Annotated in this window: 29 protein-coding genes; 18 read left to right on the forward strand and 11 right to left on the reverse strand. The window is 67.0% G+C overall.

The annotated features are described in order from the left end of the window. From hflK to ACCD11_RS06290, 6 genes are all read left to right on the forward strand, one after another. Window positions 1-1,268: FtsH protease activity modulator HflK (hflK, locus tag ACCD11_RS06265; RefSeq protein ID WP_413313022.1), on the forward strand; the 1,268-nt coding region annotated here is incomplete at its 5' end. 17 nt (window positions 1,269-1,285) lie between these two features. Continuing rightward, a complete protein-coding gene (gene hflC / locus ACCD11_RS06270; RefSeq protein ID WP_007828296.1) occupies window positions 1,286-2,185 on the forward strand; it encodes a protease modulator HflC in 900 nt (299 codons plus the stop codon). Window positions 2,186-2,207: 22 nt separating this feature from the next. After that, window positions 2,208-2,396 carry a DUF2065 domain-containing protein gene (locus ACCD11_RS06275; RefSeq protein ID WP_042672606.1) on the forward strand — a complete coding sequence of 63 codons (189 nt, stop codon included), beginning with the start codon at window positions 2,208-2,210 and terminating at the stop codon, window positions 2,394-2,396. Window positions 2,397-2,440: 44 nt separating this feature from the next. Then, on the forward strand, window positions 2,441-3,601 hold the full coding sequence (locus tag ACCD11_RS06280) for an ATP phosphoribosyltransferase regulatory subunit (protein WP_413313025.1): 1,161 nt from the start codon (window positions 2,441-2,443) through the stop codon (window positions 3,599-3,601). Window positions 3,602-3,624: 23 nt separating this feature from the next. Then, the gene (locus ACCD11_RS06285) at window positions 3,625-4,956 is read left to right on the forward strand and encodes an adenylosuccinate synthase (protein WP_007828298.1); all 1,332 of its coding nucleotides are present in this window, start codon (window positions 3,625-3,627) and stop codon (window positions 4,954-4,956) included. Between the two features lie 16 nt (window positions 4,957-4,972). After that, the gene (locus ACCD11_RS06290) at window positions 4,973-5,497 is read left to right on the forward strand and encodes a phosphoribosyltransferase (RefSeq protein WP_007828299.1); all 525 of its coding nucleotides are present in this window, start codon (window positions 4,973-4,975) and stop codon (window positions 5,495-5,497) included. A gap of 4 nt (window positions 5,498-5,501) precedes the next feature. Here the strand turns inward: ACCD11_RS06290 and ACCD11_RS06295 are convergent, their stop codons facing one another. Continuing rightward, window positions 5,502-5,951 (reverse strand): VOC family protein, encoded by a 450-nt coding sequence (locus tag ACCD11_RS06295; RefSeq protein ID WP_056598137.1) that lies wholly within the window; start codon window positions 5,949-5,951, stop codon window positions 5,502-5,504. Window positions 5,952-6,048: 97 nt separating this feature from the next. Then, window positions 6,049-6,897: a helix-turn-helix domain-containing protein gene (locus tag ACCD11_RS06300; RefSeq protein ID WP_413313027.1), complete on the reverse strand. Its 849-nt coding sequence runs from the start codon at window positions 6,895-6,897 to the stop codon at window positions 6,049-6,051. 100 nt (window positions 6,898-6,997) lie between these two features. On the opposite strand from ACCD11_RS06300, the gene ACCD11_RS06305 reads away from it, so the two are divergent. Next, window positions 6,998-8,191: a PLP-dependent transferase gene (locus tag ACCD11_RS06305; RefSeq protein WP_007828307.1), complete on the forward strand. Its 1,194-nt coding sequence runs from the start codon at window positions 6,998-7,000 to the stop codon at window positions 8,189-8,191. A 114-nt stretch (window positions 8,192-8,305) separates the two neighbouring features. Continuing rightward, a complete protein-coding gene (locus tag ACCD11_RS06310; protein ID WP_007828308.1) occupies window positions 8,306-8,509 on the forward strand; it encodes a hypothetical protein in 204 nt (67 codons plus the stop codon). Between the two features lie 65 nt (window positions 8,510-8,574). Here the strand turns inward: ACCD11_RS06310 and ACCD11_RS06315 are convergent, their stop codons facing one another. Further along, window positions 8,575-9,207, reverse strand: coding sequence for an arylesterase (locus ACCD11_RS06315; protein ID WP_413313029.1), 633 nt, complete (start codon window positions 9,205-9,207; stop codon window positions 8,575-8,577). Window positions 9,208-9,243: 36 nt separating this feature from the next. Here ACCD11_RS06315 and ACCD11_RS06320 point away from each other — a divergent pair, with 36 nt between their 5' ends. The 4 genes from ACCD11_RS06320 to rlmB are packed head-to-tail and all read left to right on the forward strand — an operon-like array spanning window position 9,244 to window position 12,278. Beyond that, window positions 9,244-9,954, forward strand: a complete 711-nt coding sequence (locus ACCD11_RS06320; RefSeq protein ID WP_007828312.1) for an ABC transporter ATP-binding protein — start codon at window positions 9,244-9,246, stop codon at window positions 9,952-9,954. Between the two features lie 51 nt (window positions 9,955-10,005). Beyond that, window positions 10,006-10,500, forward strand: a complete 495-nt coding sequence (locus ACCD11_RS06325) for a hypothetical protein (RefSeq protein ID WP_413313031.1) — start codon at window positions 10,006-10,008, stop codon at window positions 10,498-10,500. A 4-nt stretch (window positions 10,501-10,504) separates the two neighbouring features. Beyond that, a complete protein-coding gene (locus tag ACCD11_RS06330; protein ID WP_413313033.1) occupies window positions 10,505-11,488 on the forward strand; it encodes a hypothetical protein in 984 nt (327 codons plus the stop codon). A gap of 43 nt (window positions 11,489-11,531) precedes the next feature. Next, window positions 11,532-12,278 carry a 23S rRNA (guanosine(2251)-2'-O)-methyltransferase RlmB gene (gene rlmB / locus ACCD11_RS06335; RefSeq protein ID WP_007828317.1) on the forward strand — a complete coding sequence of 249 codons (747 nt, stop codon included), beginning with the start codon at window positions 11,532-11,534 and terminating at the stop codon, window positions 12,276-12,278. A gap of 12 nt (window positions 12,279-12,290) precedes the next feature. Here rlmB and ACCD11_RS06340 read toward each other — a convergent pair whose 3' ends face one another. The 3 genes from ACCD11_RS06340 to ACCD11_RS06350 all read right to left on the reverse strand — a co-directional run bounded on the left by ACCD11_RS06340 (window position 12,291) and on the right by ACCD11_RS06350 (window position 14,479). Then, a complete protein-coding gene (locus ACCD11_RS06340; RefSeq protein WP_413313035.1) occupies window positions 12,291-13,502 on the reverse strand; it encodes an NAD(P)/FAD-dependent oxidoreductase in 1,212 nt (403 codons plus the stop codon). A 95-nt stretch (window positions 13,503-13,597) separates the two neighbouring features. After that, window positions 13,598-13,768: a hypothetical protein gene (locus ACCD11_RS06345; protein ID WP_007828319.1), complete on the reverse strand. Its 171-nt coding sequence runs from the start codon at window positions 13,766-13,768 to the stop codon at window positions 13,598-13,600. Window positions 13,769-13,891: 123 nt separating this feature from the next. Beyond that, window positions 13,892-14,479 carry a helix-turn-helix domain-containing protein gene (locus ACCD11_RS06350; RefSeq protein WP_413313037.1) on the reverse strand — a complete coding sequence of 196 codons (588 nt, stop codon included), beginning with the start codon at window positions 14,477-14,479 and terminating at the stop codon, window positions 13,892-13,894. Window positions 14,480-14,528: 49 nt separating this feature from the next. Between ACCD11_RS06350 and ACCD11_RS06355 the strand changes: the two genes are divergently transcribed. Beyond that, window positions 14,529-15,050, forward strand: a complete 522-nt coding sequence (locus ACCD11_RS06355) for an N-acetyltransferase family protein (RefSeq protein WP_413313039.1) — start codon at window positions 14,529-14,531, stop codon at window positions 15,048-15,050. Here ACCD11_RS06355 and ACCD11_RS06360 read toward each other — a convergent pair. Genes ACCD11_RS06360 through ACCD11_RS06375 form a run of 4 tightly spaced genes read right to left on the reverse strand, consistent with a single transcriptional unit; the run spans window position 15,047 to window position 17,722 of the window. Next, entirely contained in the window at window positions 15,047-15,523 is a 477-nt protein-coding gene (locus tag ACCD11_RS06360; protein ID WP_413313040.1) for a DUF3237 domain-containing protein, read from the reverse strand. The two genes, ACCD11_RS06355 and ACCD11_RS06360, sit on opposite strands and share 4 nt — an antisense overlap. Before the next feature lie 13 nt (window positions 15,524-15,536). After that, the gene (locus ACCD11_RS06365) at window positions 15,537-16,508 is read right to left on the reverse strand and encodes an aldo/keto reductase (protein WP_413313042.1); all 972 of its coding nucleotides are present in this window, start codon (window positions 16,506-16,508) and stop codon (window positions 15,537-15,539) included. Window positions 16,509-16,556: 48 nt separating this feature from the next. Further along, window positions 16,557-17,156 carry a chromate transporter gene (locus tag ACCD11_RS06370; RefSeq protein ID WP_413313043.1) on the reverse strand — a complete coding sequence of 200 codons (600 nt, stop codon included), beginning with the start codon at window positions 17,154-17,156 and terminating at the stop codon, window positions 16,557-16,559. Further along, entirely contained in the window at window positions 17,153-17,722 is a 570-nt protein-coding gene (locus tag ACCD11_RS06375) for a chromate transporter (protein ID WP_413313044.1), read from the reverse strand. Before ACCD11_RS06375 ends, ACCD11_RS06370 begins: the two co-directional genes overlap by 4 nt. A gap of 85 nt (window positions 17,723-17,807) precedes the next feature. On the opposite strand from ACCD11_RS06375, the gene ACCD11_RS06380 reads away from it, so the two are divergent. Then, on the forward strand, window positions 17,808-18,731 hold the full coding sequence (locus ACCD11_RS06380; protein WP_413313046.1) for a YihY/virulence factor BrkB family protein: 924 nt from the start codon (window positions 17,808-17,810) through the stop codon (window positions 18,729-18,731). Window positions 18,732-18,734: 3 nt separating this feature from the next. Here the strand turns inward: ACCD11_RS06380 and ACCD11_RS06385 are convergent, their stop codons facing one another. Next, the gene (locus tag ACCD11_RS06385; protein ID WP_042672612.1) at window positions 18,735-19,286 is read right to left on the reverse strand and encodes a DUF924 family protein; all 552 of its coding nucleotides are present in this window, start codon (window positions 19,284-19,286) and stop codon (window positions 18,735-18,737) included. Window positions 19,287-19,403: 117 nt separating this feature from the next. Between ACCD11_RS06385 and ACCD11_RS06390 the strand changes: the two genes are divergently transcribed. The 4 genes from ACCD11_RS06390 (at window position 19,404) to ACCD11_RS06405 (ending at window position 22,778) form a co-directional block, all read left to right on the forward strand. Next, the gene (locus ACCD11_RS06390; protein ID WP_007828331.1) at window positions 19,404-19,853 is read left to right on the forward strand and encodes a CHRD domain-containing protein; all 450 of its coding nucleotides are present in this window, start codon (window positions 19,404-19,406) and stop codon (window positions 19,851-19,853) included. Window positions 19,854-19,991: 138 nt separating this feature from the next. Further along, window positions 19,992-21,122, forward strand: coding sequence for a patatin-like phospholipase family protein (locus ACCD11_RS06395; protein WP_413313191.1), 1,131 nt, complete (start codon window positions 19,992-19,994; stop codon window positions 21,120-21,122). A gap of 77 nt (window positions 21,123-21,199) precedes the next feature. Next, window positions 21,200-21,949 (forward strand): acetoacetate decarboxylase, encoded by a 750-nt coding sequence (locus tag ACCD11_RS06400; protein WP_413313049.1) that lies wholly within the window; start codon window positions 21,200-21,202, stop codon window positions 21,947-21,949. A 46-nt stretch (window positions 21,950-21,995) separates the two neighbouring features. Continuing rightward, on the forward strand, window positions 21,996-22,778 hold the full coding sequence (locus ACCD11_RS06405) for a 3-hydroxybutyrate dehydrogenase (RefSeq protein ID WP_413313050.1): 783 nt from the start codon (window positions 21,996-21,998) through the stop codon (window positions 22,776-22,778). Window positions 22,779-22,788: the final 10 nt, after the last annotated feature.

A 22,788-nucleotide genomic window follows, 5' to 3' on the forward strand; every position in this document is an offset into this window, starting at 1 on the left:
CGGGCGCACCGACCCCACCGCCTTCGAGCAATGGCGGCAACAACGACAACCGCCCTCGGGGACAGGGTCCCAATCAAGGTCCTCCCGACCTCGATGAACTCTGGCGCGACCTCAATCGCAAGCTCGGTGGCTTCTTCGGTGGCAAGGGCGGCAGCAACCGCCCCAACGGCGGCAATGGTGGCGGCAACGGCTACAGGCCCGACATGAAGAATGCAGGATTCGGCCTCGGTCTCGTGGCGGCAGTGGTGATCCTGATCTGGCTCGGCACCGGCTTCTTCATCGTGAACGAGGGCCAGCAGGCCGTCATCACACAGTTCGGCCGCTACAAGAGCACCGTGGGCGCCGGCTTCAACTGGCGACTGCCGTACCCGATCCAGCGCCACGAGGTGGTGGTGACCACGCAGATCCGTTCCGCCGACGTCGGCCGCGACGCCATCGTGCGCTCCACCGGGCTGCGCGAGTCGGCCATGCTGACCGAAGACGAGAACATCGTCGAGATCAAGTTCGCCGTGCAGTACCGCCTGAGCGATCCGCGTGCCTGGCTCTACGAAAGCAAGTCGCCCGCCGACACCGTCGTGCAGGTGGCCGAGACCTCGGTGCGCGAGGTGGTCGGCAAGATGAAGATGGACGCCGCGCTGGCCGAAGAGCGCGATCAGATCGCACCGCGCGTGCGCGCGCTGATGCAGACCATTCTCGACCGCTACAAGATCGGCGTCGAAGTCGTCGGCATCAACCTGCAGCAGGGCGGTGTGCGTCCGCCCGAGCAGGTGCAGGCCGCGTTCGACGACGTGCTCAAGGCTGGCCAGGAGCGCGAGCGCACCAAGAACGATGCGCAGGCCTATGCCAACAACGTGGTGCCGCTCGCCACCGGTACGGCTTCGCGCCTGAAGGAAGAGTCCGAGGCCTACAAGGCGCGGATCGTGGCGCAGGCCCAGGGTGATGCCGGCCGCTTCAGTGCGGTGCTGGCCGAATACCAGAAGGCCCCGCAGGTGACGCGCGACCGCATGTACACCGACGCCATGCAGCAGATCTACGCCAGCACGACGAAGGTGCTGGTCGATAGCAAGCAGGGCTCCAACCTGCTGTACCTGCCGCTCGACAAGCTCATGCAGCTGAGCGGCAACAATGCGGCGGCCACGCCGGTCGACGCGGCCAGCCCGAACGTTGCCGGCACTGCACCGGCCCAGTCCTCGGTGATTCCGGTGGCCCCTGCGACGAACGACGTGCGTGCCCGCGATGGCCGCTCGCGTGACCGCGACGTGCGTTGAAAAAGGCCCGAAAGAATATGAACAGAATCGGATTCATCGCCACCTCGATCCTCGTGCTGCTGGTGTTGGCAAGCTCGACCCTTTTCGTGGTCGACCAGCGGCAATTCGGCGTGGTCTATGCGCTTGGCCAGATCAAGCAGGTCATCACAGAGCCCGGCCTCAACTTCAAGCTGCCGCCGCCGTTCCAGAACGTGTCGTACATCGACAAGCGCCTGCTGACGCTGTCGAGCGTGGACACCGAGCCGATGCTCACTGCCGAGAAGCAGCGTGTGGTGATCGACTGGTATGTGCGTTGGCGCATCAGCGACCCGCAAGCCTACATCCGCAATGTCGGCCTCGACGAGAACGCCGGCGCCATGCAGCTCAACCGCGTGGTGCGAAATGCGTTCCAGGAAAACATCAACAAGCGCACCGTGCGCGACCTGATCTCGGTGCGCCGCGAGGCCCTGATGGCCGACGTGCAGCGCGAAGTGCTGTCGGTGGTGAAGGGTGCCAAGCCCTGGGGCGTGGACGTGGTCGACGTGCGCATCACGCGTGTCGACTATGTGGAAGCCATCACCGAATCGGTCTACCGCCGCATGGAAGCCGAGCGCAAGCGCGTGGCCAACGAGCTGCGTTCGACCGGCACGGCCGAAGGCGAGAAGATCCGCGCCGACGCTGACCGCCAGCGCGAAGTGATCGTGGCGAACGCCTACCGCGACGCGCAGAAGATCAAGGGCGAGGGTGATGCCCAGGCCGCTTCCACGTACAGCGAGGCCTTTGGCCGCGACCCGCAGTTCGCTCAGTTCTACCGAAGCCTCGAAGCCTACAAACAGAGCTTCAACAAGAAGAGCGACGTGATGGTGCTCGATCCATCCTCGGACTTCTTCCGCGCCATGCAAGGTTCGGGTTCGAACACCAACGCTTCCCGTCGTTGATTCGCAGCCGTCCCCAGGAGCCGTGAGCGCTGACACTTTCTGGAGCGCGCTGGCGCTCGTCCTGGTGATCGAAGGCATCCTGCCTTTCGTCTCGCCGGGAGGGTGGCGGCGCGGCTTCGGCCAGCTCATGCAGCTGCGTGACGGCCAGCTTCGTTTCTTCGGACTTTGCAGCATCCTGCTGGGTTTGCTACTGCTCTGGATCTTGGGGTAGCGCGGTCCCGGTAGAATTCCGGTTTAACCACGCCCTCGATCCCCATGTCCGCCTGGGTCCTCCCGGATCACATTGCCGATGTGCTGCCCTCAGAGGCGCGCCACATCGAAGAACTTCGACGCCAGCTGCTCGATACCGCCCGTGGCTATGGCTACGAGCTGGTGATGCCGCCGCTGCTCGAACACCTCGAATCGCTGCTCTCGGGCACCGGCGAGGCGCTCGACCTCCAAACCTTCAAGCTCGTGGACCAGCTCTCCGGTCGCAGCATGGGCCTTCGCGCCGACACCACCCCTCAGGTGGCGCGCATCGATGCCCATCTGCTGAACCGCGACGGCGTGGCCCGCCTGTGCTACTGCGGCCCGGTGCTCCATACCCGGCCCGACCGCCCGCACGCCACCCGTGAGCCGCTGCAGTTCGGCGCCGAGATCTACGGCCATGCCGGGCTCGAGGCCGACACCGAAACCCTGCTGCTGGCGCTCGACTGCCTCGACGCCGCCGGCCTGCGCGAAGGCGTGATCGTCGACATGGCCGATGCCCGCATCGTGCGCGCGCTGTTCGCCGGCGTACCGGTCGATGCCGCCACGCTGGCCCGGGTGCACGCTGCGCTGGCCGCCAAGGACGCGAGCGAGCTCGCTTCACTCACCAAGGACTTCCCTGCCGCCTCGCGCGAAGGGCTGCGCGCCCTGGTCCAGCTGTACGGCGACGCGTCGGTGCTCGACGAGGCCACCAATGCCTTGAAGGGCACGCCTGCCGTCGGCGCCGCGCTGGCCGACCTGAAGCAGCTCGCTGCCGGCCTCCAGGGCGTAGCCGGCCGCCAGATCAGCTTCGACCTGGCCGACCTGCGCGGTTATGCGTACTACAGCGGCATGCGCTTCGGCATCTACGTGCCCGGCGCGGCCGATTCGCTGGTGCGCGGCGGCCGCTACGACGAAGTGGGGGCCGTGTTCGGCCGCAACCGTCCGGCCGTCGGCTTCAGCCTCGACGTGCGCGAGCTGGTCGGCGTGCTGCCGGCCCGCCCGCTGCGCGCCGCCATCCGCGCGCCCTGGAGCGATGCGGCCGGCCTGCGTCAGGCGATTGCCCAATTGCGCAAGTCCGGTGAAACGGTAGTCTGCGTGCTGCCGGGCCATGGCAGCGAAATCGATGAATTCCACTGCGACCGCGAGCTCGTCGAGCAAGCAGGCCAGTGGAGTGTCCGAGCGATCTGAATTTTTGAAGTAATGGAACGAGCATGAGCGTAACCACCGGAAGAAACGTGGTCGTCGTCGGTACCCAATGGGGCGACGAAGGCAAAGGCAAGCTGGTCGACTGGCTGACGGAAAGCGCCCAGGGCGTGGTCCGTTTCCAGGGCGGCCACAACGCGGGCCACACGCTGGTCATCAACGGTGTGAAAACCGCGTTGCACCTGATCCCGAGCGGCATCATGCGACCCGGCGTCAAGTGCTACATCGGCAACGGCGTGGTGCTGTCGGCGGCCAAGCTGTTCGAGGAAATCGAAGGGCTGGAGAAGGCTGGCGTCGAGGTGCGTTCGCGCCTGCGCATCAGCGAGGCCTGCCCGCTGATCCTGCCATTCCATGCCGCGCTGGACATCGCGCGCGAGGCCTACCGCGAAAAGGGCGGCATCGAGAAGATCGGCACCACCGGCCGCGGCATCGGCCCGGCCTACGAAGACAAGATCGCACGCCGCGCACTGCGCGTGCAGGACCTGAAGCACCCCGAGCGCTTCGCCACCAAGCTGCGCGTGCTGCTCGACCTGCACAACCACGTGCTGACGCAGGTGCTGAGCGCGCCGGCCATCGATTTCGACGAAGTCTTCAACGAAGCGATGAGGCACGCCGAGCTGCTCAAGCCCATGATGGCCGACGTCTCGCGCGAACTGAACGACGCGAACAGGAACGGCGCCAACCTGCTGTTCGAAGGCGCCCAGGGCACGCTGCTCGACGTCGATCACGGCACCTATCCGTACGTCACCTCCAGCAACTGCGTGGCCGGCAATGCCGCCGCCGGTTCGGGCGTGGGCCCGGGCATGCTGCACTACATCCTCGGCATCACCAAGGCCTATTGCACGCGCGTGGGCGGCGGTCCGTTCCCCACCGAACTCGACTGGGCCACGCCCGGCACCCCCGGTTATCACATGAGCACCGTGGGCGCCGAAAAGGGCGTGACCACCGGACGCAGCCGCCGTTGCGGCTGGTTCGACGCCGCGCTGCTCAAGCGCTCGGCGCAGGTCAACGGCCTGTCGGGCCTGTGCATCACCAAGCTCGACGTGCTCGACGGCCTCGAGAAGCTCGAGCTGTGCACCGGCTACGAACTCGACGGCGAGACCACCGACATCCTGCCGATGGGCGCGGACGAGATCGAGCGCTGCACGCCGATCTACGAAACCCTCGAAGGCTGGACCGAGAGCACCGTGGGCGTCACGCAGTACGACAAGCTGCCGGTCAATGCGCGCCTTTACCTGCAGCGCATCGAGCAGATCACCGGTGTGCCGATCCACATGGTGTCGACCAGCCCCGACCGCGACCACACGATCATGATGCGCCACCCCTACTTGGCCGACTGAAGAGGAAAAAAGACCCATGTTGACCGAAGACGGCAAGCATCTCTACGTCAGCTACGACGAATACCACAACCTGATCGAGAAGCTCGCGATCAAGGTGTACCAGTCGGAATGGCAGTTCGACACCATCCTGTGCCTGGCGCGCGGCGGCATGCGCCCTGGCGATGTGCTCTCGCGCATCTTCAGCAAGCCGCTGGCCATCATGTCGACCAGCTCGTACCGCGCTGACGCGGGCACGGTGCAGGGCCATCTCGACATCGCGCGCTTCATCACGACACCCAAGGGCGAGATCGCTGGCAGGGTGCTGCTGGTCGACGACCTGGCCGACTCGGGCCACACGCTGCACGCCGTGATGGACATGCTGCGCAACAACTACAAGCCGATCACCGAACTGCGCAGCGCGGTGATCTGGACGAAGGCGCTGTCGACCTTCACGCCTGACTACTCGGTCGAATACCTGGCGACGAACCCCTGGATCCACCAGCCCTTCGAAGGCTACGACTCGCTCGGCGCCGAGAAGCTGATCGAGAAGTGGTCGGTCTGATTTCTCAGCCGGCGCCGCCGAGCATCTCGGTGTAGCGCCGCTGCATTTCTTCCGGCGTCAGCTTTTCGATGCTGTGCCCCACGTTCCAGCGATGGCCGAAGGGGTCGCGAAAAACGCCGGAGCGTTCCCCGTAGAACTGATCCTGCGGTGCCATGTCGAGCGTGGCGCCTGCAGCGACTGCGCGCGCCACCAACGTGTCGGCATCGTCCACATGCAGGTGCAGCGTGACGGCCGTGCCGCCCAGCGTCTTCGCACTGTGGATGTTGAACTCGGCGAATTCGTCCGAGATCATCAGGATCGCGCCGTTGTGGAAGTCCAGCTCCGCGTGGCCGATGCGTCCGCTGGGTTCGGTCAGGCGAAAGATTTCCTTCACCTCGAAGACCTTGCAGTAGAACTCGATGGCTGCGCCGGCATCATGGACGCAGAGGTACGGAAACAGCTCGTGGATCGCCATGGTTTGTTGTCCCTTCGGGTTGAGATGGGCGCGATTCTGGCGCTCGCCGCAAATCGGGTCTTGAACAATTTTGACCTGCGGGGGCGTAGCAGGCCGCTCAGATCCGCACGTGCCGCGAGGACGCCGGCGCCGCCCGCCGGTACGCCTGCGGCGACATGCCGGCAATGGCCAGGAAGTCGCGATTGAAGTGCGCCTGGTCGCTGTAGCCGGCCTGCAGCGCCAGCTCGACCCAGCGTTGGGCCGGGGCGGTGGCGAACTGGCCGATCACGCGGTCGAAGCGCAGCATGCGCGCGTACTGCTTGGGTGCCAGGCCGGTCATGCCGCGAAAGAGCGCGATGAAGCGCCTGTGGCTGTAGCCGCTTTGCTTCACCAGTTCGCCGATGGCACCGGCTTGCCCGTCGTTGTCGTTGGCACTCGCGCTGGACATCCGGGCCAGTGCCTGCGCCACCGCGGGGTGCAGGCCGCGCAGGGAGGACGAGGCAAGGCGCGCGCTCAGCAGGGCTGCGACGATGGCGAGCTGCCGCGCCTGCGAGTCGGTGCCGTGCAGCTGTTCGAGCGCGAAGCCCGCATCGGCACCCCAGAGCGCTTCGAGCGGGGTGTGGCGCCCGGCCAGCGCATCTTCCGGCGCCCCGAGCAGCGCCCTGGCCGCGCCCGGCTGCAGCATGACGCCGACCGAACGCGTCGCAACGGACACATCGCGCACGAAGAAGGCCGAGCGGGTGCCGCCTACCATGGCGTAGCCCACCGTGAAGCCCTGCGCATCGGCATCGTCGCGAAACAGGCGCAATGGCGGCCCCGAGAGCCGGAAGACCAAGTGCATGCCGCCGGTGGGCAGCACATGCTCGCGCACACCCGGGCGCTCGGCAGGCTTGCCCCCGGGCGACGAGGCCCACATCAGCCGCACGAAGGGCCGCAGGTGAGAAGGGGCAAGGCGCGTCAGTTGCACGATCGCGAGCTTCTTCCATGAAGCGGGCTCTGGCCCATCCGCGCATTGTGCGATGGAACGCGTTCCAGAGGCACCGGGCCGGCCGCGATAGCATCCACCCATGAGCAAGCCTTCCACGACCCTGATCCACCACCCCTACGTTCCGCCCGCCACCTTCGCTGCGCCGCAGCCCGGCGTTTTCAAGGCATCGACGGTGTTCTTCGCCGACGTGGCCGCCATGCGCGCGCGCGACTGGCGCACCAAGGCCGGCTACACCTACGGCCTGCACGGCACGCCCACCACCTTCACGCTGGAAGAGCGCCTGGCCACGCTCGAAGGCGGCACCGAGTGCCTGCTCGTGCCCAGCGGGCTGGCGGCCATCTCGCTGGTCTCGTTCGCTTTCCTCAAGACCGGCGACGAGGTGCTGATCCCGGACAACGCCTACGGACCCAACAAGGCGCTTGCCACCGGCGAACTGGCGAACTTCGGCATCACCCATCGCCTGTACGACGCGATGAACCCGGCCGACCTCGCGGCCAAGCTGTCGGACCGCACGCGGCTGGTCTGGGTGGAAGCAGCGGGCTCGGTGACGATGGAGTTTCCCGATCTGCCCGCGCTCGTGAACGTCTGCCGCGCGCGCGGCGTGATGACGGCGCTCGACAACACCTGGGGCGCGGGCCTGGCCTTCGCGCCCTTCGATTTCAACGGCAGCGGGCAGGGCGTCGACATCTCGGTGCACGCGCTCACCAAGTACCCGAGCGGCGGCGGCGACGTGCTCATGGGCAGCGTGATCACGCGCGACGAGCGGCTGCACCGCGCGCTCAAGCTCACGCACATGCGCATGGGTTGGGGCATCGGCGTGGGCGACGTGGAAACGCTGCTGCGCTCGCTGCCCAGCATCGCGCTGCGCTATGCCGCGCACGACCGCTCGGCGCGCGAACTGGCCGGCTGGCTCAACGGCTGCGAAGAGATTGCGCAGGTGCTGCACCCCGCGCTCGAAGACTCGCCGGGCCACACCCACTGGCGTGCGCTGTGCGGCGCCACCGACCTCGCGGCGGGCCTGTTCTCGGTGGTATTCGACGAGCGCTACAGCACCGAGCAGGTCGATCGTTTCTGCGACAGCCTGCGGCTGTTCCGGCTCGGCTACTCGTGGGGCGGCCCGATCAGCCTCGTGGTGCCTTATGACATCGGCCTGATGCGCGACGCCGGCGTGGCGCGCTGGCCCTACAAGGGCACGCTCGTTCGTTTTTCCATCGGCCTCGAAGACGTGGAGGACCTGCGCGCCGACCTTCAGCAGGCATTGGCGCGGATGTAAAAAATCGCTTCGCGCTCCCTGCGAGCGTCATGGGGTACCGTCTCGAGACCGCACCGTTATCGCTTACAGTAGGCCACGTGCAGTCACCCTGACTGCCTCGCCCAAGGAGAAGCAGTGGCAACACCCAATTACGGCTACGAGAAGCGCCAGAAAGAGCTGGCCAAGAAGAAAAAGAAGGAAGAGAAGCTCCGGGAAAAGGCGAACCGCAAACTCAGCCCGAGCAGCGACGGCTTGGCCCCCGGAGACCCGGAAACCGACATGGCCTCGCTCGAACGCGATCCACCCACCGTGCCCGAGTTGCCCACCAAGAACGGTTGATCCGCTCCTGGCGTACCGATCGAGAAGAAGCCGCCGCAGGCCTGTGCCTGCGGCGGCTTTTTCCATTACCTGGGCAGCAGCTTGCGCAATTCGGGCCAGACGTTGTCGAGCAGTTGCGGCTGTGCCGCGGCCGTCGGATGGATGCGGTCGGACTGGAACAGCGAGAGCGCATCGGGCGCATCGGCCACGCCCTTGAGCAGGAAGGGAACGAGCGCGGACCTGGTGGCGCCAGCCACCTTGGAAAACACCGCCTCGAAGCGCCGCGTGTAGTCGCCGCCATAGTTCGGCGGCACCTGGATGCCGACGATCAGCACCTTCGCGCCCGCAGCCTGCGCGGCCCTGGCGATTTGCAGCAGGTTGCTTTCCGTGTCCGACAGCGGCAGGCCGCGCAAGGCGTCGTTGGCGCCGAGCTCGATCACCACGTGGCTGGGCTTGTGCTGCGCGAGCAGCGACGCAAAGCGGGCTCGCCCACCGGAACTGGTGTCGCCGCTGATGCTGGCGTTGACCACCGTGGCCGGGATCTTCTGCTGCGCAAGCCTTTTTTCCAGCAAGGGTACCCAGCCTTCGCCGCGCTTGAGGCCGTACTCTGCGCTCAGCGAATCGCCGAGCACCAGGATCACCGGCTTGCCGGTTGCCACGGCCTGGGCCTGCGCCGCGGCCGTCCATGTCCCCGCGCTGCCGAGCGCGGCGGTGGTCAAGATAAAGTCTCGTCGATTCAAAACCAAAGCCTTTCCATGTCCCAACCCCCGTCTGATGCCATTGTCGCCGTCGAGCATGTCTTCAAGTCCGTCACGGACTCGACCGGCACGCTGGACATTCTGCAGGACATCGATTTCACCCTCGGCGCGCGGGAAACCGCTGCCATCGTCGGCGCCTCGGGCTCCGGCAAGAGCACCTTGCTGTCGATCATCGCGGGGCTGGACACGCCCACGCGCGGCACGGTGCGCATCGCCGGCGAGGACATCTTCGCCATCGACGAGGACGAGCGCGCAGCGGTCCGGGCGCAGCGCGTGGGCTTCGTGTTCCAGAGCTTCCAACTGCTCGGCAACCTCAGCGCGCTTGAAAATGTGATGCTCCCGCTGGAGTTGGCCAACCGCAAGGACGCCCGCAAGGCAGCCACCGAAATGCTCGGCCGCGTCGGGCTTGGGCAGCGGCTCGGCCACTATCCCAAGGTGCTCTCGGGCGGCGAACAGCAGCGCGTGGCGCTGGCACGTGCCTTCGTGGTCCAGCCCGCGCTGCTGTTGGCCGACGAGCCCACCGGCAGCCTCGACTTCGCAACGGGCGAGCAGGTGATGCGGCTGATGTTCGACCTCAACCGCGAATTGGGCACCACGCTCGTGCTCGTCACCCACGACCGCGGCATCGCGGCGCAGTGCGAACGCCGCATCACGATCGAGGCCGGGCACGTCTCGCTTAATGAAAAAGTGGCTCTGGCGCCCGCATGACAAGCGCACTAAGCTATCAAATGAATAGCGAGTCAACTCGAGGAGATAGCCATGGAGGAACTTCCGCAGGACGCCGTCCTGGCGCTGCAGCGCGGCAGGATGATCGAGGCCATCAAGATCGTGCGCAATCGCACGGGCGTGGACCTCAAGGCGGCCAAGGAAGCCGTGGATCGCTACGCCGACCGGCAGGAAGCAGGGGATGGCGATGCCGCCTGCGGACGCCGCGCGCCCACTGCCGCAAGGCAGGACCGCGGCTTCGCGGCTATGCCCTCCACCGCGCTCGCGGCCCTGGCGAGGGGCAACAAGATCGAGGCCATCCGCCTTACCCGCGAAGCCACCGGCCTGAGCCTGGCCGCGGCGAAGCGGCTGGTCGACAACCACGAGGATCCGTCGGGCATCGGCTTCGGCCCTCTGACCCGGCACATGCCCCGGTGCTCGATGAACGAACCGGGCCGCGAGCACGGCGGTGGCTACAGATGGCTGCCGGCGTTGATCATCGCGATGGCCGCGCTCATGATCTGGCTGTATTTCGGCGGAGGGGCTTGAACCGATGATCGTTCCCCAGTTCTGGGCGGAAGGTCGTATCCAGGAGCGTGTCGCGGGCAAGCAGTTCACCGTGCGCCGCTACGGCTGGTCCGACGAGAGCCCGATCGCCGCGCAGGCGCATGCCGACCGGCGCACGCGCGACGCCTTCGACCGCATCGTCCACCAGGGCGAGAAGCTCGACCGCCGCGAGCGCAAAGTGCCCTACAACGGCGCCGATGGCGTGCCGATCCGCGAGGAAATCGTCGAGCGCCATGGCGACACCGTCATCACGCGCAACACCTACGGCGCGCGCTGCCTCAATACGCCCGATGTGCTGTTCGTCGATATGGATTTCGAGGAGCCCCTGCGCGGCAGCGTGTTCGGCTTTGCGCTGGTGCCGGCGCTGATCGCAGGCGTGGTCGGCGGCTGGGCCGCCAAGACCTGGCTGGGTGGACTGATCGCGGCCATCGTGGTCTTCGCCGTGGCCTGGGTCATCGGGCGGCGCAAGAAGCGCGGCGAGCCCAGCGGCAACCCCGTACCGGAGAAGCAGGCGGCCGAGCGCATCGCGCGCTTCATGCAGCAGCACCCCGACTGGAACCTGCGCATCTACCGCACGCCCGCGGGCTTCCGGGTGCTGGCGATGCACGATGTCTTCAGCCCGTCCGACACCGCGGTGGCCGACTGCTTCCAGGCGCTGGGCGTCGACAAGATCTACGCGCGCATGTGCCGCAACCAGAACTGCTTTCGCGCCCGGGTGAGCGCCAAGCCTTGGCGCATCGGCATCGGCGACCACATGCGGCCCCGGCCGGGCGTGTGGCCGGTGTCGCCCGACAAGCTGCCCGCGCGCGACGCCTGGATCGCGCGCTACGAAAAGGCCGCCGAAGGCCATGCCGCCTGCCAGTACCTGGAGAGCGTGGGCAATGGCGGGAAGGTGCATCCGAGTGCGCTGGCGGTGCAGGAACTGCACGACGAGCGCACTCGCGCGCTCAGCGGTTTGCCGCTCGCTTGACGGGCCTTTAGGGCAGGGGCGCGCGGCACTCGATAATCGGGGGATGTCTTCTCCCAAAGTGATCTTCGGCTTCCATGCCGTGGGCGTGCGCATCAAGACCGCGCCGAAATCGGTGCTCGAAGTGATGTTCGACGCCAGCCGGCGCGATGCGCGCATGAAACAGTTCATCGCGCGTGCGCAGGAAGCCGGCGTGCGGCTGGTCGAGGCCGATGGCCTGCGGCTGTCCAAGCTCAGCGGTAGCCACGGCCACCAGGGCGTGGTAGCGCGGGTCGAACCTGTGGCACAGGTCCGCTCGCTCGACGAACTGCTCGAAGGCCTCGAAGAGGCCGGCACCGTGCCCCTGCTGCTGGTGCTCGACGGCGTGACCGACCCGCACAACCTCGGTGCCTGCCTGCGCGTGGCCGACGGCGCCGGCGCGCACGCGGTCATCGCCCCCAAGGACCACGCGGCCGGCATCAATGCCACCGTGGCCAAGGTGGCGAGCGGCGCGGCCGAGACGGTGCCGTACTTCATGGTCACCAACCTTGCGCGCACGCTGAACGAACTCAAGGAACGCAACATCTGGTGCGTGGGCACCAGCGACGACGCGCCGGGCACGATCTATCAGAGCGACTTCAAGCGCCCCCTGGCACTGGTGCTGGGCGCCGAGGGCGAAGGCATGCGGCAGCTCACGCGCAAGACCTGCGACGAACTGGTGAGCATCCCGATGGCCGGCGCGGTCGAGAGCCTGAACGTCTCGGTGGCGAGTGGCGTGTGCCTCTACGAGGCGATGCGGCAACGCGGCGCCTGAGCGTCTTTCGGGCTAGTTTTCTGGCGACGATCCACCCTTGCGGTGGAAGTAGATGAGTTCGGCCACCCGCCGCATCTGCGGCGTCCCCAGCAGGTGGTTGAACATCCAGTCGCTCTGGAAGTGGTCGAAGGCCCAGCGCAGCGTGCGCTTGAGGCGAAAGCCGGGGTAGCTGCGCACGAACCACGTGGCGGGATCGCCGGCCTCGCGGCGCACGAAGCGCGCAACAGCCTCGCCCGCGCGCTGGCCGTGCAGCAGCGCCGTGTGGATGCCGCCTGCCGTTACCGGCGACACCATGCCGGCCGCATCGCCCACCAGCAGCGCCCGTTCCCGCGCCACCACCGGCAGCACGCCGCCGCACGGGATCATGCCCGCGCGCACCGCGACCGGCGGCGCATCGCCGGGCGCGACCACCGGCGCGATCTTGCGCAGCAGGGGGTCGAGCCTCAGCGCCCCGGCATGGTGGCGCTCCACGCGGCGCGCCAGTCCGATCTGGCTGACGCCCACGCCCTGGAGCGCCCAGCCGATGTAGCCGGGCGCGAGCCTGCGGTCGATGAAGCAATGCAGCAGGCCCGGAGCCATCAGCGCGCCCTGGTATTCATGCTCGATGCCGTAGAGGAAGCGCGTGTTGCGTGACAGTCCCAGCGTCTTGGCAACGCGCGAATGGGGCCCGTCGGCGCCCACGAGGTAGGTGGCCGTGATGCAGGGTCCCTGCGTCACCGGCACTTCCCAGTGTCCGTTGACCCACAGTGCCTGCTCGAACAGCGTGCCCAGCCGCACGTCGACGCCGCAGTCGCGCGCCGAACCCACCATCCAGTCGAGCAGCGCTGGCGCGTCGGTGGCCCAGAACCAGTAGCCTGGTGCGTGAAGGTCGACGTGGCGCATGTTGGGGGCATACAGGCGCACCCCTTCGATCCGGCGCACGAGCGCGGGCGGCACCTCTGACAGCCAGGGCACGCTGTCGACCGCGTCCTTGACGATGATGCCCGTGGTGTGAAGCTTGGCCCCGGCGCTGGCCTTCTTCTCCACCACCAGCACGCTGAGGCCCGCGAGGGCGGCCGCCCGCGCGCAGGCGAGGCCGGCAAAGCTCGCGCCCACCACGAGCAGGTCGACCTTGAGGCCGCCCACATGGTCGGCCGGGGGAAGGGGCGAAGGCGCTGCCGAAGAGGCAGGCGAAAAGAGGGGAGAAAAGAAACTGGAAGAAGAACTGGGAGAAGAAGTGTGCATGGAGGCCGCCGACTTGAAGCAATGCGCACCGCGTTCCGCGATGCGCATGCGAAGTTAGCGACCCTCTGTGCGTGCGGCGTGAAGCCTTCGTGAACTCAGGAAGGATCCTTGCTGCGTGTGCGGCTCACCGCGCTGAAGATGCCGATGCCCAGCAGGATCACCACGCCGATGCCGATGTAGAGCGAGGGTACGCCGGCCACGGAGGCGCCCCAGGCGAGGCCGGCCAGGAAAATCAGGAAACCGATCAGGTAGAGCACGAAAGACATAGTCGTTCCTCTGGAAGCCACGATGGCTTGCAGTATCCCGGGCCGTGCCACCCGTCGCACCGGTGCGCACCGACTGTGCATGTGGGAGCTTGCCTACCCCGCGGACGCCGCCCGAGCCCCGCGCTACTGCGGACTGGCCGCCAGCAGGTAGCGGCAGCCGGTGCGGCCCAGCGCCTTGAAGGCCAGCGGCCGGTCGACGCCGAAGTCGAGGCAGTCGCCGGGCGAGAGCTCGAAGCGCTCGTCGCCGTAGTCGACCCGGAGGGCGCCCTCGAGCATCCACAGGCATTGCCGGTACGGCTTGCCGCTCCAGCGCGGGTAGTCGACCTGTGCCGAGCGCGGCAGTTCGACCTCGACCAGTTCGACGCCGCCCTCCCGGCGCTCGGCGACCTGCCGGCGCAGGTAGCCTGCCTTCGGGTCGCGCCAGATCTCCTGTTCGGCGCGAGTGCGCAGCCGCTGCGGCTGCTCCTTATCCTCGGTGAGAAGCTGCGCCAGCGGTACGCCAAGCCCGGCGGCCAGCCGTCCCAGCAGAACGGCCGTGGGGCTGCTCTGGGCGCGCTCCACCTTGGAGATCATGGCCTTGCTCACCCCCGAGCGCTCGGCCAGGTCCGCAAGGCTCAGCGCCTGCACCTGCCGCAGCGCCAGCAGCCGGGCGGCGATGAGCGTGTCGATGTCCGGGCCGGACGCGCTGGTTGTCGTTGGATCGTTTCTCATATGAGATTATTATTCTCTTATATTGAACGAAATTTCAAAGAGGAAAACCATGCGTCTCATCTCCTGCAGCGAGGAAGCCCACGCCGCCGCGATACTGGCGATCCTCAACGAGGCCATCGCCACCTCCACCGCGCTGTACGACTACAAGCCGCGCACGCCTGAGAACATGGTCGCGTGGTTCGCTGCCAAGCGCGCCAACGGCTTCCCGGTGATCGGCGCGGAGGACGACAGCGGCAAGCTGCTGGGCTTCGCGAGCTATGGCGCTTTCCGCGCCTTTCCCGCCTACAAGTACACGGTGGAGCACTCGGTGTACGTCGACAGCGCGCACCGCGGCGAAGGCTTGGGCCGCACGCTGATGGAGGCGATCATTGCCGAGGCGATGGCGCGCGACATGCACGTGATGGTCGGCGCCATCGACGCCGCCAACGCTGGCAGCATCGCGCTGCACGAGCGCCTGGGTTTCGAGCATTCGGGCACCGTGCGGCAGGCCGGCTTCAAGTTCGGCCGCTGGCTCGACGTGGCCTTCTACCAGCGCATTCTTGCGACGCCGCTGAACCCGGTGGACGGCTAGACCAGCGTGTAGAAGCGCATCACCACTTCGGCGGGGTGGCGCACGCCGGCCCCGGTGAACATGTGCTCGTTGATCCACCGCAGTGAAGGCGACGCGGTCTCGAAGCGCGGGCTGCAGCGGAAATACACCTGCGACGGATCGACCGGTTCGCCGCGCAGCAGCCTGCCCATCACCTCGGGCGAGGCCGAGCGCACAGCGTGGTTCTGGACGTAGACGAGGTCACCCGCATCGGTCTCGAGGCCGTACCGCGCGTCGAGCTCGGAGAGCGTATCGCTCACGATCAGCTGGAAGTCGCTGCCGCCCGGCAGCACGCGCGCCCGCCAGCCGTGGCCGGTGGCCTCGCCGCCGGTGATCGGCACCACGCGGCGCAATCCGCGCTGGCTGCTGCCCAGCACCTGCGGCACGCCCACCTCGACGCGCAGGTCGGCGAAGTGCTCGAGCGCAGGGGCTGCGATGGAGTCGAACACACTCATTGCCGTTGGCCGTTCAGGCTGCGGGTTGGGTTTCGGCGCTGGCGCGATCGAGCATTTCGATGGTGCCTGCGTCGAGCTTCAGCTGCGTCGCGACCACGAGCTCTTCGAGCTGGCCGATGGAGGTGGCGCTGGCGATGGGCGCCGTCACGCCCGGCCGCGCGATCTGCCACGCAATGGCGACCTGGCCCGGCTTGGCGTTGTACTGCTGGGCCACCTTGTCGAGTGCGTCGAGGATGCGCAGGCCGCGCTCGTTGAGGTATTTCCTGGTGGTGTTGGCGCCGCGCGGGCTCTTGGCCGCATCGGCTTCGGTGCGGTACTTGCCCGTGAGGAAGCCGGCCGCCAGCGCGTAGAAGTTGATCACGCCCACTTCGCGCTTCAGGCACAGCGGCTCCAGCGCGTCCTCGAACACCGCGCGGTCGTACAGGTTGTAGAGCGGCTGCAGGCTTTCATAGCGGGCAATGCCCAGGCGCTCCGACACGTCGAGCGCCTCGGCCAGCCGCGGCGCGCTGTAGTTCGAGGCGCCGATGGCGCGCACCTTGCCTTCCTTGATCAGCTTGTCGAAGGCGCCTAGCGACTCCTGGAGGGGCGTGTCGGCGTCATCGTCGTGCGACTGGTAGAGGTCGATGTAGTCCGTCTGCAGGCGCTTGAGCGAGGCCTCGACAGCTTCGCGGATGTATTGGGGCGACAGGCCCGACTTGCCTTCTCCCATCGGCTTGCCGACCTTGGTGGCCAGCACCACGCGGTTGCGCTTGCCGCTCTGCTTGAGCCATTTGCCGATGATGGTCTCGGACTCGCCGCCGACGTGGCCCGGAACCCAGGCCGAATAGACGTCGGCGGTGTCGACGAAGTTGAATCCCGCGTCCAGCCAGGCATCGAGCAGCTTGAACGACGCTGCCTCGTCGACGGTCCAGCCGAACACGTTGCCGCCGAAGGCGAGCGGGGAAACCAGGAGGCCGGAGCGGCCGAGCGGACGAAGTTGCGACATGTCGAGGTGTTCCTGAGTAAGACGAAGGAATGCGAAAGATGAGAGCGGTCAGACGAAGCCCACGGCGCCCAGGACCGCCCCGGCGCCGAGCAGCCAAAGCAGGTGGATGCGCGTGCGCCAGACGATGAGCGCGGTCGCGCCGCTCAGCAGCCACAGGTGCCATGCAGGCGCATCGCCGGCATGGTTGCCGGCGGCCAGCACCCAGCCGGTGGCGATCAGCAGGCCCACGACCACGGGTGCCATGCCCTGCTTGAACGCGCGCACTTCGCGCCGCGTGCGGTTGCGGTGGCCCCAGCGCGTGGCGAAGTAGGTGAGGGTGGTGCTCGGCAGCATGATGCCGACCATGGTGACCGTCAGGCCGAAGAAACCGAGCGCCCAGGCCGGGAGCCCGGCGCCGATGCCGCCGCCCGCGTTGAGGCCGACGTTCCAGCCCATCAGCGCCACGAACAGCACGTTGGGCCCGGGTGCGGCCTGTGCGATGGCGACCGAGGAACTGAACTGCGCATCGGTGAGCCAGCCGTTCTGGGCCACGAGGTAGCGGTGCATGTCGGGCACGGTGGTGATGGCGCCGCTGATCGACAGCAGCGACAGCAGCATGTATTGCCCGAACAGCGCCAGCCAGTCGTGCCATTGCATCGCGATGCTCATGCGGGGATTTTCTTCCAGGTCCACACGCAGGCCACGCCCCCCACCACCAGCAGCACCCAGCCGAGCGGCATCTTGAGCACCACGATGGCCACGAACACCAGCGCCATGAAGGCGAGGCAGGCTGCGAAGCCCAGCGGGTGCTTGCGCAGCTGCGGCACCAGCTTGATGCCGGTCGCGGCAATCAGTCCGCCCGACACCGCGCCCATGCCGCGCAGCGCCGCCGCCACTTGAGGGTTGCCGGCGTAGTGCGCGTACAGCACGGCCAGCGCGAGGATGACGACCATCGGAATGGCCAGCATGCCCGCCACGGCGGCGAGCGCTCCGCGCAGGCCGAAGTAGCGGTCGCCGATCATCAGGCCGAGGTTGATCACGTTGGGCCCCGGCATCACCTGCGCCACGGCCCAGTCTTCGAGGAACTGCTCGGGCGTGAGCCATTTCTTCTTCTCGACCATCTCGCGCTGGACGATGGCGAGCACGCCGCCAAAGCCCTGCAGCGCGAGCCAGGTGAATGAAAGGAACAGGTCGCGTGGCGATTGGGGCTGGGCGGCGGGGGAAGACGGGTGCATGTGGAGCGATTATCGTAGGCAGGCTTTCAACTTGCCGAGCAACGGACTGACACGGCACCGGGCGGCTTCACTGAGAAACTTCGGCATGCTCATGCAACTGCGCGCACTCCTCGATCTTTGCCAGCGGGCCTTCAATTCCTGGTCGAACGACTACGCGCCGAGCATGGGCGCGGCGCTGGCGTACTACACGGTGTTCTCGATTGCGCCGCTGCTGCTGATCGTGATCTCGGTCGCCGGCCTGGTGTTCGGGGAAGAGGCCGCGCGCGGCGAGATTTTCGCGCAGCTCGCCGGGCTCATGGGTGCACAGGGCGCGGCGGCGGTGCAGGGCATGCTGCAGGCCGTCAACAAGCCGGCCGAGGGCATCGTCGCGACGGCGATCGGGGTCGGGTTGCTGGTGGTGGGCGCCACCACCGTCTTCGGCGAGCTGCAGGATGCGCTCGACCGCATCTGGCGCGCGCCGGCCCGCGCCAAGAACAAGGGGCTGTTCAACCTGCTGCGCGTGCGGCTGCTGTCGTTCGGCATGATCATGGGCATCGGCTTCCTGCTCATGGTGTCGCTGGTGGCGAGCGCGGCACTCGCGGCGCTGGGCAAGTGGTGGTCGCCGGTGTTCGGCGCCTGGGAGGCGGCGGCGCAGGCCGTCAACTTCGTCTTCAGCTTCGCGATGGTGACGGTGATCTTCGCGATGATCTACAAGATCATGCCGCGCGCCAGGGTGCAGTGGCACGACGTGTGGATCGGGGCAGGCGTCACTGCGCTGCTCTTCACCGTGGGCAAGCACCTCATCGGGCTGTACATCGGCAAGAGCAGCGTCGCCTCGGGCTACGGGGCCGCGGGCTCGCTGGTGGTGGTGCTGGTGTGGGTGTACTACTCGGCGCAGATCTTCCTGCTGGGAGCCGAGTTCACCTGGGTCTATGCGCGCACCTACGGCTCGATGAAGGATACCAAGGGCGCGGGCGACCTGAATCCGTCCCCGACGCGCGAAGCGCCGCTTCCGCACAACGACGCCTGAGCGTCAGCCGGCAAAGCCGCCTTCGTCGAGAAAGCGCTGTTCTTCCGCCGTGCTGCTGCGACCGAGCATCCTGTTGCGGTGCGGAAAACGGCCGAAGCGCGCAATGATGTCGCGGTGCAGCACTGCATAGCGCTGCGTGTTGGCGTCGAGCGCCGCGTTGAGTTCGACCGAGCGCTCCTGCTCGGCCAGCACCTCGGAGTGCATGAAGGGCAGGTAGAAGAAGGGGCGCAGCGCCGGCTCGCACTGCCGGTCGAAGCCCGCAGCTACCGCCTGCTTCGCCACGGCCAGCGCCTTGCCATCGGTAGCCAGCATGTGCGGATTGCCGCGCCAGGTGTTGCGAGGGAACTGGTCGAGCAGCACCAGAAGGGCCAGCGCACCTTCGGCATCGGACGCCCAGTGGTCGAGCTCGCCGCGGGCTGCAGCCTGATGGGCTTGCGAGAAGCGGGCGGAGAAATCGGCGTCGAAGGAATCATTCTTGGCGAACCAGCGGCCGGGACCGGCTTCGCGCCAGAAATCGGCCACGTCGCGGGCGCTGGGAAGGGGGGTGGAAGTCATCGCCGCATTCTCTTCCAGCCGCCTGGGCGCCATCAAAGTCGGGGTGGTGGCCGACAAGACAAGAACCGCGGCGCTGCCTATGCTGTGGAGGTTTTCATAACTCAGGAGATCAAGCTCATGACCAACTATGGCACTCTTTTGCGCGCAGCTCTCGTCACCGCGGTGGCCAGTGCCGCGCTGGTCGGCTGCGGGATGATGTCGAAGTCGAACGTGGCGAGCTTCAGCGGCGCGATGAACGCGGCCAGCGAAGTCCCGCCCAACATGACGCGCGGCAGCGGCATGGCCGAGGCCTGGCTCAACCGCGACACCAACGTGCTCAAGTACAAGATCACCTACAGCGGCCTGAGCGGCCCGGCCACCATGGCGCACTTCCACGGCCCGGCCGCCGCCGGCGCCAATGCCGGCGTGGTGCTGCCCTTCGCCAACCCGGCGAGCCCGATCGAAGGCCAGGCCACGCTCACGCCGGCACAGGCCGCCGACCTGGCTGCGGGCAAGTGGTACGCCAACGTGCACACCGCCGCCAACCCGGGCGGCGAGATCCGCGGACAGATGCTGCCGAAGATGTGACATCGTTCCGGGGCGGCAAGCCCTGGTCAGGTTGGCGTCGCGGGGCTGGTGTCAAATGAACGAATGACGACACCACCCAAGAAGAAAATCCGTGCCGCCTCCAAACCCCTCGACCCATTCGCTTCGCGCCGCGAAGACATGCGCACCGCCCGCAAGGCGCTGGTGCTGCAGGGCGGGGGCGCGCTCGGCGCCTACCAGGCCGGCGTGTATGCAGCGCTCAGCGAAACCGAACTGCAGCCGCACTGGATCGCCGGCGTTTCCATTGGGGCCATCAACGCGGCGCTGATCGCGGGCAATGCGCCCGAACGCCGGGTCGACCGGCTGCGCGAGTTCTGGCACCTGGTGTCTTCGGGTCCTTCGCAGCGCCTGCCTTCATGGCTCGGCGACCGGGCCACGCAGAACCAGTACAGCGCGACGATGGCCTCGCTGCTCGGCATTCCGGGCTTCTTCGAACCGCGCTACTCGCCGGCCTTCCTGATGGGCGGCGCGGCGCCGCTGCTGAGCTACTACGACACCTCGCCGCTGAAGGCCACGCTCGAACGGCTTGTGGACTTCGACCGCATCAACGCCTGCGAAGCGCGCTTCAGCGTAGGCGCGGTCAATGTGCGCACCGGCAACTCGGTGTACTTCGACAACACGCGCCAGCGCATCGGGCCCGAGCACATCATGGCCAGCGGCGCGCTGCCGCCGGGTTTCGCACCGGTCAGCATCGACGGCGACGACTACTGGGATGGCGGCATCGTGTCGAACACGCCGCTGCAGTATGTGCTCGACATGCACCCGCGCTCCGAACCGCTGGTGGTGCTGCAGGTCGACCTGTTCAATGCGCGTGGCGAGATGCCGCGCACCATGGCGGGCGTGATGGAGCGGCAGAAGGACATCACCTACTCGAGCCGCACCCGCATGAACACCGACGCGCTGGCCGCCAACATGAACCTGCAGCAGGCGATTGCCGACCTGATCTCCAAGCTGCCGGTCAGCCTGCGCAACGACCCGAGCGTGCTCGCGGTGCAGTCGCAACTGACGCACCAGCCGATCGACATCTTCCATCTGATCTACCGCGACAAGCCCTACGAGCTGGAGTCGAAGGACTACGAGTTCTCGCGCGCCGCGGTGGAAGAGCATTGGGAATCGGGTGCGCGCGACATGCGCAACACGCTGGCCCACCCCGAGACCCTGCGCGCCGACGCCACGGTCAATGGCGTGACCACCTTCGACCTCGGTGAACATGGCGCGGGGCGCGTCAAGCGGCCGGGCCTGTCGACATGACGATGAAGGTGCCTCGATTCAGCCGCGGCTAAGAAACCGGCGCCAGACTGGCTGCCACTTCAACAGGAGGAATGTCCATGAACATTGAAGACGTGCGACGAACGGCATTCGCGATGCCGTTGACCAGTCCCGCTTTTCCGCCCGGCCCGTACCGGTTCGCGCGGCGCGAATTTCTCGTCGTCACCTACAGCACCGACATGGACGCTCTGCGCGCCGTGGTGCCCGAGCCGCTCGAAGTGGTCGAGCCGCTGGTCAAGTACGAATTCATCCGCATGCCCGACTCCACCGGCTTTGGCGACTACACCGAGTCGGGCCAGGTCATTCCTGTGCAACTGCGCACCGCCAGGGGCGTGGAGAAGGGCTCGTACGTGCACGCGATGTACCTCGACGACCATCCGCCGATTGCCGGTGGGCGCGAACTGTGGGGTTTTCCGAAGAAGCTGGCCTCGCCGGTGCTCGACTATGAGACCGACGTGGTGGTCGGCACGCTCGACTATGGCAAGGTGCGCGTGGCCAAGGCCACGATGGGCTTCAAGCACCGCACGCTCGAGCCCGGGCCCATCCTCGCGGGCATCGCGCAGCCGAACTTCCTGCTGAAGATCATTCCGCACGTCGACGGCACGGCCCGCATCTGCGAGCTGGTGCGCTATCACATGGTCGACGTCACGCTGCACGGCGCGTGGGCCGGCCCGGCTTCCCTCGAACTGCATCCCCATGCACTGGCGCCGGTGGCCGACCTGCCGGTGCGCAAGGTTGAATCCGCGGTGCACTACATCGCCGACATGACGCTGGCGCTGGGCACCGTCGAACACGACTATCTCGCCTGACTCCCGCAGCCTCTTTCCCTCCCAACCCTCATCCAAGGAACTCACCATGCAACTCAAGGACAAGGTCGCCTACATCACCGGCTCGGCCAGCGGCATCGGCAAGGAAATCGCCATCCTGTTCGCACAGGAAGGCGCGAAGATCATCATTGCCGACCTCAACAAGGAAGCGGCCGACGCTACCGCGGCCGAGCTCAAGGCCACGGGCGCACAGGCCATCGGCGTAGGTGTCGACGTGACCAACGAAGACCAGGTCAATGCCTCGGTCGAAGAGGGTGCTGCGGCCTTCGGCGGCATCGACATCCTCATCAGCAACGCCGGCATCCAGATCGTTCACCCGGTGGAAGAGTTCAGCTTCGCCGACTGGAAGAAGATGCTCGCCATTCACCTCGACGGGGCCTTCCTCACCACCAAGGCCTGCCTGAAGCACATGTACGCGCAGGGCCGCGGCGGCAGCGTGATCTACATGGGCTCGGTGCACTCGAAGGAAGCCTCTCTGCTGAAGGCGCCCTACGTGACGGCCAAGCACGGCCTCATCGGGCTGGCCAAGACTGTCGCGAAAGAAGGCGCCAAGCACGGCGTGCGCGCGAACGTGATCTGCCCGGGCTTCGTGCGCACGCCGCTGGTGGAGAAGCAGATTCCCGAGCAGGCCAGGACGCTGGGCATCAGCGAGCAGGAAGTCATCAAGAACGTGATGCTGAAGGAAACGGTGGATGGCGAGTTCACGACCACGGAAGACGTGGCGCGCGTGGCGTTGCTGTTCGCGGGCTTCCCGACGAATGCGCTCACCGGCCAGTCGCTGGTGGTGAGCCACGGCTGGTTCATGCAGTAACTGTTGCTCG

It is taken from the genome of Variovorax sp. Varisp36, assembly GCF_047304235.1.
GTDB lineage: Bacteria > Pseudomonadota > Gammaproteobacteria > Burkholderiales > Burkholderiaceae_C > Variovorax.